The organism is Mangrovicoccus algicola (assembly GCF_014903745.1).
Taxonomy (GTDB): Bacteria; Pseudomonadota; Alphaproteobacteria; order Rhodobacterales; family Rhodobacteraceae; genus Mangrovicoccus; species Mangrovicoccus algicola.
Genome location: NZ_JACVXA010000106.1, coordinates 1 through 8,154, shown reverse-complemented (window position 1 = coordinate 8,154; position 8,154 = coordinate 1). Strand labels below are relative to the sequence as shown.

General features: G+C 71.3%; 12 protein-coding genes. 3 read left to right on the top strand and 9 right to left on the bottom strand.

Features of this window, described 5'->3' with window-relative positions; translation table 11 throughout:
- The coding region (locus tag ICN82_RS20415; RefSeq protein WP_193186968.1) for a DUF1674 domain-containing protein at positions 1 to 124 on the top strand (124 nt) is incomplete at its 5' end.
- A 69-nt stretch (positions 125 to 193) separates the two neighbouring features.
- Here ICN82_RS20415 and nhaA read toward each other — a convergent pair.
- A complete protein-coding gene (nhaA, locus tag ICN82_RS20410) occupies positions 194 to 1,393 on the bottom strand; it encodes a Na+/H+ antiporter NhaA (protein ID WP_330999041.1) in 1,200 nt (399 codons plus the stop codon).
- 261 nt (positions 1,394 to 1,654) lie between these two features.
- Here nhaA and ICN82_RS20405 point away from each other — a divergent pair, with 261 nt between their 5' ends.
- The gene (locus ICN82_RS20405) at positions 1,655 to 2,323 is read left to right on the top strand and encodes an RluA family pseudouridine synthase (RefSeq protein ID WP_193186965.1); all 669 of its coding nucleotides are present in this window, start codon (positions 1,655 to 1,657) and stop codon (positions 2,321 to 2,323) included.
- Between the two features lie 34 nt (positions 2,324 to 2,357).
- Here ICN82_RS20405 and ICN82_RS20400 read toward each other — a convergent pair whose 3' ends face one another.
- Positions 2,358 to 2,936: a HupE/UreJ family protein gene (locus ICN82_RS20400; protein ID WP_193186962.1), complete on the bottom strand. Its 579-nt coding sequence runs from the start codon at positions 2,934 to 2,936 to the stop codon at positions 2,358 to 2,360.
- A 213-nt stretch (positions 2,937 to 3,149) separates the two neighbouring features.
- On the opposite strand from ICN82_RS20400, the gene ICN82_RS20395 reads away from it, so the two are divergent.
- On the top strand, positions 3,150 to 3,704 hold the full coding sequence (locus tag ICN82_RS20395) for an HNH endonuclease family protein (RefSeq protein WP_193186959.1): 555 nt from the start codon (positions 3,150 to 3,152) through the stop codon (positions 3,702 to 3,704).
- Positions 3,705 to 3,764: 60 nt separating this feature from the next.
- Here ICN82_RS20395 and ICN82_RS20390 read toward each other — a convergent pair whose 3' ends face one another.
- The 7 genes from ICN82_RS20390 to ICN82_RS20360 form a co-directional block, all read right to left on the bottom strand.
- The gene (locus ICN82_RS20390; protein WP_193186956.1) at positions 3,765 to 4,232 is read right to left on the bottom strand and encodes a DUF1203 domain-containing protein; all 468 of its coding nucleotides are present in this window, start codon (positions 4,230 to 4,232) and stop codon (positions 3,765 to 3,767) included.
- Positions 4,233 to 4,316: 84 nt separating this feature from the next.
- A complete protein-coding gene (locus ICN82_RS20385) occupies positions 4,317 to 4,736 on the bottom strand; it encodes a DMT family transporter (RefSeq protein WP_193186953.1) in 420 nt (139 codons plus the stop codon).
- Positions 4,733 to 5,221 (bottom strand): DMT family transporter, encoded by a 489-nt coding sequence (locus tag ICN82_RS20380; RefSeq protein ID WP_193186950.1) that lies wholly within the window; start codon positions 5,219 to 5,221, stop codon positions 4,733 to 4,735. The genes ICN82_RS20385 and ICN82_RS20380 overlap by 4 nt, the downstream gene beginning before the upstream one ends.
- Before the next feature lie 67 nt (positions 5,222 to 5,288).
- Entirely contained in the window at positions 5,289 to 6,323 is a 1,035-nt protein-coding gene (locus ICN82_RS20375) for a sodium:calcium antiporter (RefSeq protein ID WP_407943777.1), read from the bottom strand.
- Between the two features lie 146 nt (positions 6,324 to 6,469).
- Positions 6,470 to 6,739: a 30S ribosomal protein S15 gene (rpsO, locus tag ICN82_RS20370; RefSeq protein ID WP_193186947.1), complete on the bottom strand. Its 270-nt coding sequence runs from the start codon at positions 6,737 to 6,739 to the stop codon at positions 6,470 to 6,472.
- Between the two features lie 113 nt (positions 6,740 to 6,852).
- Positions 6,853 to 7,695: an SDR family NAD(P)-dependent oxidoreductase gene (locus tag ICN82_RS20365; RefSeq protein WP_226898644.1), complete on the bottom strand. Its 843-nt coding sequence runs from the start codon at positions 7,693 to 7,695 to the stop codon at positions 6,853 to 6,855.
- A partial coding sequence (locus ICN82_RS20360) for an SH3 domain-containing protein (protein ID WP_193186944.1) occupies positions 7,692 to 8,154 on the bottom strand: 463 nt, incomplete at its 5' end. The genes ICN82_RS20360 and ICN82_RS20365, both read right to left, overlap by 4 nt.

Below are 8,154 nucleotides of genomic sequence, written 5' to 3'. Positions count from 1 at the left end.
CGCGGCGCGGCGGCGCGCCGCCGAGGCAGCCGAGGCCCTGCCGAAGGAGCTGGGCGGTCGCGACGGGCCCGAGCCGGTCCGCTATGGCGACTGGGAGAAGAAGGGGCTGGCGATCGATTTCTGATCCCGGCCGACATGAAAAGGGCGCGGAGGAGATCCCCCGCGCCCGATCCTCATCCCGCTGCCGGGCCGGTCAGCCGGCCTGCGGCTGCGGCGCCTCCTGCGCGGCGGGCTTGCCGCTGAGATAGAGCACGGCGAAGCCCACGACCCCCGACAGGATGGAGCCCGCCAGCACGCCCAGGCGCACCTCGTTCATCAGCGTCTCGTCCGAGAAGGCCAGGCCGCCGATGAACAGGCTCATGGTGAACCCCACGCCGGTCAGGCACGCCAGGCCGTAAAGCTGGGCATAAGTCGCGCCCTTGGGCAGACGGGCAAGCCCGGTCGCCCCCATCGCCAGGATGATCAGGAAGACCCCGGCCTGCTTGCCGAAGAACAGCCCCGCGGCGATGCCCAGCGGCACCGGGCTGAGCAGCATGTCGGCGGTGATCCCCGAAAGGCTGACCCCGGCATTGGCAAAGGCGAAGATCGGCAGGATCAGGAAGCTGACATAGACATGCAGCCCCTTCTCCATCTGCGGGGCCAGCCCCTCCTTGCCGTCCTTGGTGGTCAGCGGCACGGTCAGCGCCACCAGCACGCCGGCCAGGGTCGCGTGGACCCCGGATTTCAGCACGCAGACCCAGACGAAGATCAGGCAGGCGACATAGGGGAAGGTGCGGTTCACCCCCAGCCGGTTCAGCCCGACGGCGGCGATCACGCCGAGCCCGGCAACGCAGAGCGCCACCATCGACATGTCCGAGCTGTAGAAGGCGGCGATGATGATGATCGCGCCCAGGTCGTCGATGATGGCAATGGCCAGGAGCAGGATCTTCAGCGAGACCGGCGCCCGCGCGCCCACCAGCGCCAAGATGCCGAGCGCGAAGGCGATGTCGGTCGCCGCCGGGATCGCCCAGCCGTCCAGCGTCTCGGGAGAGCCGGAATTAATCGCCCAGTAGATCGCCGCGGGCCCCGCCATGCCGCCGATCGCGGCGAAGAGCGGCAGAACCGCCTTGTCGAAGCTCGACAGGTCGCCCTGGACCAGCTCGCGCTTGATCTCCAGCCCGACGAGGAAGAAGAAGATCGCCATCAGCCCGTCATTGATCCAGTGGCTCAGCCCCTTGTCGATGACGAGGGTGCCGATCTCGATCTTCATGTGCATGTGAAGAAAGTGGTTATAGGCCTCGGCAAGGCCCGAATTGCTGGCCAGCAGGGCCAGGATCGTCGCAATGATCAGCACGATGCCCGCGCTGGTGTCCTTGTGCAGAAAATCGTCGAGGCGTTCCATCGCCTTGCTCACGGCCATAACTCCCTTAGATGACATGCCAATCGGGGCGTCATGGTCGCCCGGCGCCCGCTCTTTCGGCATATCGGGTCGAAGCGGGGGGAATTCAATTTTCCCGGCGCTGAAATCGGCGTCTCCTGTGCGGTTTCCGGGCAGGTTTTCCGGAAGTGCCGCAATTTTGCGCAATCCGTGGCGGGGGCGGCCTTGCCTTCGCGGGGCGGAACGGGCATTTGCGGCACCGATCCTTCCCTGACCGCCGCTGCCGAGGCCCTGCCGATGACGCCCCCGTTCGCCCCGGGCACCGCGCCCTATGACCCGCCGACCGATCCGCTGAACATCCTGCATCACGACGCGCATGTGCTGGTCGTGGAGAAGCCGTCCGGGCTGCTCTCCGTGCCGGGGCGGGGGGAGCATCTGGCCGACTGCCTCATCGCGCGGCTGCGCGGCCCCTTTCCCGAGGTTCTGCTGGTGCACCGGCTGGACCGCGACACGTCGGGCGTGATGGTCTTCGCGCTCAGCCGCCACGGACAGCGCCATCTGGGGCTGCAATTCGAGAAGCGGCAGGTGAAGAAGACCTATGTCGCGCGGGTCCATGGCGAGATGGCCGAAGCCGGCGGCACGGTCGATCTGCCGCTGATCGTCGACTGGCCGAACCGGCCGCTGCAGAAGGTCTGCCACGAGACCGGGCGCAAGGCGGTGACGGACTGGACGCGGCTGCAGGCGGGGGAGGGCGAGAGCCGGGTGCGGCTGACCCCGCTGACCGGGCGCAGCCACCAGCTGCGGGTGCACATGCTGGCGCTCGGCCATCCGATCCTGGGCGATCCCTTCTATGCAACGGGCGCCGCGGCGGATCACCCGCGGCTGATGCTGCATGCGGAACGGCTGAAATTCCGCGATCCCGAGGGCGGGCAGGGGCTGAGTTTCTCGGTCCCCGCCCCGTTCTGAGTCCGCCGGCCCCGCAAGGGGCCGGGGACGATGCTCAGCCGAGCGCCAGCGACAGCCCGGCCAGGGCGATGACGCCGCCGGCGATGCGCGCGATGGTGTTTCCGTGGCGCGCCGAGACCTGCTTCAGCCCGAGGCCGAGCCCGATCCCCGCCAGGTGCAGCATCGCGGTGGCCAGCACGAAACCCAGCCCGAAGCGCAGCGCGCCCGCCTCGCCCAGCTCGCCGCCATGGGCATGGCCGTGGAACAGGCCGAAGGCGGCGATCGCCGCCGCGGCCGGAACCAGCCCGATGCGCAGCGCGGCGGCCGCCGCGAGGCCCAGCACCACGGTCGAGGCCAGGATCATCGGTTCCACCATCGGCAGCGGCAGCCCGGCAACGCCGAGCGCATAGCCCGCCACCATCGCGCCGACGAAGGCCGCGGGGGCGATCCACAGCGCGCGGCCGCCGATCAGGCTGGCCCAGAGCCCGACCGCCACCATGGCCAGGATGTGATCCAGCCCCGAGAGCGGATGCAGCAGGCCGGTGGCGACCGAGCCATGCGCGCCCGGTCCGACATGGGCCATCGCCGGTCCGGCGGCCAGGAGAAGAAGGGCGGGGGCGATCATTCGCATCATCGTTACGGGTCCTTTCGGGTCTGCCGGCGCGCGCGGGGCGCGCGGTCCGGAACGGGGCATTCTGCCGGGCCACTATCCGGATCCGTCCCCTCCGGCGCAAGCGGCAAGGTCGCGGGGCGCGCCGGAGGATTCACCCTGCCGCAGGGGAAATGTTTACCTGCCGGCCCCCGCGCCGCTAGTCAGGGCGCCTGTGTGACGTAAGGGGTGCGGGCGATGGGCCGGGCGGCGCTGCTGCTGATGCTGGGGCTGGGATTCTGCGAGGGGCCGGAGATCCCGGATTACGACCGCGGCGCCTTCAGCGGCTGGATCGACGAGGACGGCGATTGCCAGCGCACGCGGGCAGAGCTGATGATTGCCCGGTCCTCCGGGCCGGTGACGCTCAGCGCGGATGGCTGCCGCGCGATCCGCGGCACCTGGCGCGATCCCTATTCCGGAGAGGTCCATTCCGAGGCGGAGGAGGTGCAGATCGACCATCTCGTGCCGCTGAAATGGGCCTGGATGCATGGCGCCCATGGCTGGAGCGCGGCCGAGCGCGACCGCTTCGCGCTGGATCCGGACAATCTCAGGATCGTCGGGGGCGGGCTCAACGCCGCCAAGGGGGCGAAGGATCCGCTGGACTGGCTGCCGCCCCGGGCCGCGGCACAATGCGGGTATCTGCGCGGGTTCGAGGGCATCGTGGCGCGCTACCGGCTGGAGGTGGATGCCGCCTGGGCGGAGGCCATGTCGCGGACCCGGCTGCGGGTCTGCAGCGGCGACGGGGCCGCCTGAGCGGCGCGGGACCGCCAGCGGCGCCCCCGGATGTTGTCCCGGGGAGGGGCGCCGCCCGGCTCAGTCCCGCGTGACCCGCGCCGCATAGCAGCCGGGCGCGGCGAAATGCAGGTGCAGTTCGGTCGTCCGGGGGTCGCCGAACGCGTCCAGGATCGCGGCTTCCAGCCCGGTGCCGGGGGCGATCGCAGCCTCGGTCATCATGCCGTCGCGGTCGAAGCCCCGCAGCGAGATCAGGCGGGTCCGCAGCATCTGCGGCACCGTGCCGGGGGCGGGCCGGGCCCGGATCGCGCCTTCCTGCACGAAAATCGCATGGGCCGCCCGATAGGGGCCCGCTGCGCGGTGGTGCCGGTAATTCACCAGAAGCGCGGTCGCGCCCGCGGGGATATCGGCAAGGCCGACCCGGCAGGGCGTCCCGGGACAGGTGGCGACCCTGACCCGGCGGGCGTTGCGCCGGGCCAGTTCGGCATCCGACAGCGCGCAGAGCGGGGAGAAATACTGCGCGGGCAGGGCGTGGATGCGGAAGGTCATGGGCGGGGGCCTCGTTGCGGATGCGTCTCCGACCCTGCCATCCGCGGGCCGACCCGGCGACCCGGATCCTGCGCAAGCCGCGCCTCAGCGGCGCCGCGCCAGCACCACCCCTGCAAGGATCAGCGCGACCCCCGCCCCCTGCAGCAGCGGCGCGCCGCCCTCGCCGCGGATCACGTCCAGCGCCACGCCCGACAGCATCTGCCCCGCGATCAGCAGGCCGCCGGTCAGTGCCGCGCCCAGCCGCGGGATCAGCCAGCTGCCCCCGGCCACGAAGATCACGCCGATGGCCCCGCCGATCCAGGCATGGGGCGGGGCCTGCGCGGCCCCGGCGGGCCAGACCGACCCGGCCATGACGGCGCAGAGGGCAAGCGCCGCGAAGCCCACGAGGTGGTTCCAGAAGGACGATCCCATGGCCGAGCTGTCCCGCGCCAGCCGCCCGTTTATCTGGCGCGACAGCGTCACCAGCATGCCCGCCGCCAGCGCCAGGAGGATCGCGGCCGTCATGCGCCCGTCCTGCGCGCCAGGATCACCAGCGCCGCGCCGGCGCAGATCAGCCCGATGGCGAGGATCTCGGATCCTGCGGGCCGCCGCCGCACCAGCCCCATCGCCCCGGTCAGATCGAAGACCAGCGCCAGCACGACCTGTCCCGCCAGCCCCAGGGCCAGCGTGCCGGTCAGCGCCAGCGGGGTGTTTGCCGTCCAGGAGGTCGCCACCACCGTCAGCGCGCCGGACAGCCCGCCCAGATAGGCCCAGAGCGGGGCGCGCCCCCGGGGGAGGCCTGCCCGGGATCCCCTGCCGCGCAGCCATAGCAGCAGGATCGCGGCGAAGACGGTTCCGACCCCATGGGCGGTGAGCGAGGCGAAGAGCGGCCCGGCCGCGGCGGCCATGGCGCTGTTGCACAGCAGCATCAGGGTCATCAGCGCCCCGGTGCCGAGCGCGGCGGCGATCTGCGGCAGGGGCGGGGCGGAAGGACTGGTCGGGGCGGTCATCGGCTCTCCTGGGGTCGGGCGGTGGCGATGCCTTGCCATACCCCCGGAGCGGCCGCCCGGGGAAGCCTCAGCCGAAGGCGGCCAGGGCCACCGCCCCGGCATAGAGCCCCAGCATGCCGACGCTTTCCAGTCCGATCCCGGCCGGGCCCTGCCTTTCCCGGTAGAGCTGCCCCAGGAGCAGGATGCCGGTCATCGCCATGCCCGTGCCCAGCCAGAACATGTCGCCGGGCCCGATCGCGTGATACAGCGACCCTTCGCGATAGCCGATATCCGACAGGGTCAGGAACAGCGTGTCGAAGGTGTTCCCGCCGATGATCCCGCCAAGCGCCAGCTGCAGCGCGCCGCGGCGCACCGCGGCCAGCGTCGTCACCAGTTCCGGCAGGGAGGTGATGACCGCGGTCAGCAGCGCGCCCACCAGCGAGGCGGAGACACCGGTCCGGTCGGTCAGCTCTCCCGCCAGCCGGGCAATGGCCAGGCCGCACAGGCCCATCACCGCCATCAGCAGGCCGAAGGCCAGGAACAGCCGCCAGGTCGGGGTGTCGTCCTGGCCGCCCTCCTCGTCGGTATCCTCGCGCGTCTCGTGTGTCTTCACCGGGTGCCACATCGGCGCCTGGCGGCTGCGATGCGTGCCGATCAGCCCCATCGCGTAGAGGACGGGCAGGACCAGCGAAACGGGGTGGACGGCAAGGACGGAGATGTCCGGCCCGCCATAGGCCAGCACCGGCAGCGCCAGCAGCAGCAAGAGCAGCGCGCTCTGGAACAGGTTGGCCAGCTCGGCGGCGGCATGTTCCAGATTGGCCTTGCGCCACAGCAGGTCGGCCAGCGCGAGAAAGGCGGTCTGCGCGGCGATGCCGCCCACCGAATTGGAGAAGGCCAGCGAGGCGCGCCCGTCCAGCGCCGCCGAAAGCGAGACGACCACCCCCGAAAGCGAGGTTGCCGCCCCCAGAAGCGCGCCGCCGACCAGGGCCTCGCCCAGCCCGGTGCGGTCCGCGATGCGGTCGGCCAGCCCGGTCATGCGCAGCCCGCCGGCAAGGATGACCCCCGCGGCCAGCAGCAGGCCCAGGAGCAGCAGCGTCATCGGGGTCTGGGAAAGGTCGGGCAAGGGGCGCGTCTCCTGTCTGCGGTCCGGGCACCAACGGACGGGGCGCGGGGCGGTTCCGCGATGGGAGGCGGAGCGGCCGGGACAGGCGGGCAAACGAAAACACCCGCCGGACCGGCGGGTGTTCGGAAATCACGGTGATCGCGGGATCAGCGGCGCAGGCCGAGACGCTTGATGAGGTCCTGGTAGCGGGCCGGTTCCTTCGCGTTCACGTAGTCCAGCAGCTTGCGGCGCTGGGCGACCAGCTTCAGCAGGCCGCGGCGCGAATGGTTGTCCTTCGCGTGGGTCTTGAAGTGCTCGGTCAGGGTCGCGATGCGCGAGCTGAGGATGGCAACCTGCACCTCGGGGGAGCCGGTATCGCCGTCCTTCGTGCCGAATTCCTTGATGAGGCGTTCTTTTTCCTCGGGCGTGATCGACATCGGGTGTCTCCTTCATGTCTGGAGTGAACGGCACGAGCCGGGATGTCGTCCAGCAAGGCCTGTGAAGGCGCGCCCTTACGCCATATTCGCCGCCGGGGAAAGCCGATTCGTGCTCAGCCCGCCGCGCAGGCCCGGTCCAGGAGCCGCACCGGAAGCACCCGGCGCAGGACCCAGGCGGCGCCGGTGGGCCAGGTGACGCGGTATTTGGGCCGCGGCCGGGGACGTTCCAGCGCGCGGATCAGCACCCGCGTCACCGCCGAGGGCGGGCATTCGCCGGGGGCGGGGACCGGCGGTTCGTCATAGAGGCGGCCCAGCAGGCTGTCGCGGTACTGCCCGGCTCGGGCGGAGGACTCCCAGTCGATCCAGCGCTCGAAGGGCGCGCGCGACTTGCGCCGGATCTCGGTGGCGATGGGTCCCGGCTGGATCAGCACCACGTGGATCGGCGTATCGGCCATTTCCAGCCGCAGCACGTCGGTCAGTCCCTCCAGCGCGTGCTTGGTCGAGACATAGGCCCCGCGCCAGCGGGCGGGGACGAAGCCCAGGATGGAGGAACAGTTGACGATCCGTCCATGCCCCTGCGCGCGCATCAGCGGGATGACCCGGGTCGTCAGGTCGTGCCAGCCGAAGAGGTTGGCCTCGTAGATCTCGCGCAGCGCGCCGCGGGGCAGGTCCTCCACGGCGCCGGGAATGGCGAAGGCGCCGTTGTTGAACAGCGCATCCAGACCGCCGCGCGCCTCCACCTCCGCCATGGCGGCGGCGATGGAGTCCTCGCAGGCATAGTCCAGCCGGAAACTGGTCAGTCCTTCCTCGCGGAGGCTGGCGCAGTCCTCCTCCCGCCGGCATGTCGCGTAGACGTCCCAGCCGCGGGCCGAAAGGGTGCGCGCCGCGTCGAGGCCGATCCCCGAGGAGCAGCCGGTGATCAGGATGCGGCTGCGGCCGCGGAGGGAAGGGCTCAATTGGTCATCCGGCTCAGATAGGACGAGGACATGTACAGATCGCCTTCATAGCGGGGATGCCGGATCCGCGCCCAGCCCGGTTCCGGCTCGTCCAGCCATTCCACGCGCTCGCCTTCGCGGGCCTGTCCCTCGACCGGGTTGCCGGTGGAGGGGCCCGAGCGCAGGTTGACGTTGCTGCCGGTGACCTGCGCCATCGCGATCTGCGTTCCGGCCGATGCGGATGCCGCGGCGGGCCCTGCGCGGCGGAGCGCATCGAGTCCCGAGATCGAGGATGGCGAGACCCCGGGGGCCAGCGTCCGCGAGGGCACGTCTGAATCGATTGCCCCGACAACGGCGGCGTCGATCACCGCCATGTCCAGCGCGGCCAGCGCGTCGGTCTCCGCCGGGGGCGTTGCCGCAGCATCGGGTCCGGCCGCGGCTGCGGCGGGCGTGACGGCGGCGGGGCGGGGCTCCGCGGCG

Bases quoted from the DNA above. Each gene is read 5' to 3' on its own strand.
- ICN82_RS20405 (WP_193186965.1), top strand. From the start codon at position 1,655: ATGACGCCCCCGTTCGCCCCGGGCACCGCGCCCTATGACCCGCCGACC.
- ICN82_RS20400 (WP_193186962.1), bottom strand. From the start codon at position 2,936: ATGATGCGAATGATCGCCCCCGCCCTTCTTCTCCTGGCCGCCGGACCG.
- ICN82_RS20395 (WP_193186959.1), top strand. From the start codon at position 3,150: ATGGGCCGGGCGGCGCTGCTGCTGATGCTGGGGCTGGGATTCTGCGAG.
- ICN82_RS20390 (WP_193186956.1), bottom strand. From the start codon at position 4,232: ATGACCTTCCGCATCCACGCCCTGCCCGCGCAGTATTTCTCCCCGCTC.
- ICN82_RS20385 (WP_193186953.1), bottom strand. From the start codon at position 4,736: ATGACGGCCGCGATCCTCCTGGCGCTGGCGGCGGGCATGCTGGTGACG.
- ICN82_RS20380 (WP_193186950.1), bottom strand. From the start codon at position 5,221: ATGACCGCCCCGACCAGTCCTTCCGCCCCGCCCCTGCCGCAGATCGCC.
- rpsO (WP_193186947.1), bottom strand. From the start codon at position 6,739: ATGTCGATCACGCCCGAGGAAAAAGAACGCCTCATCAAGGAATTCGGC.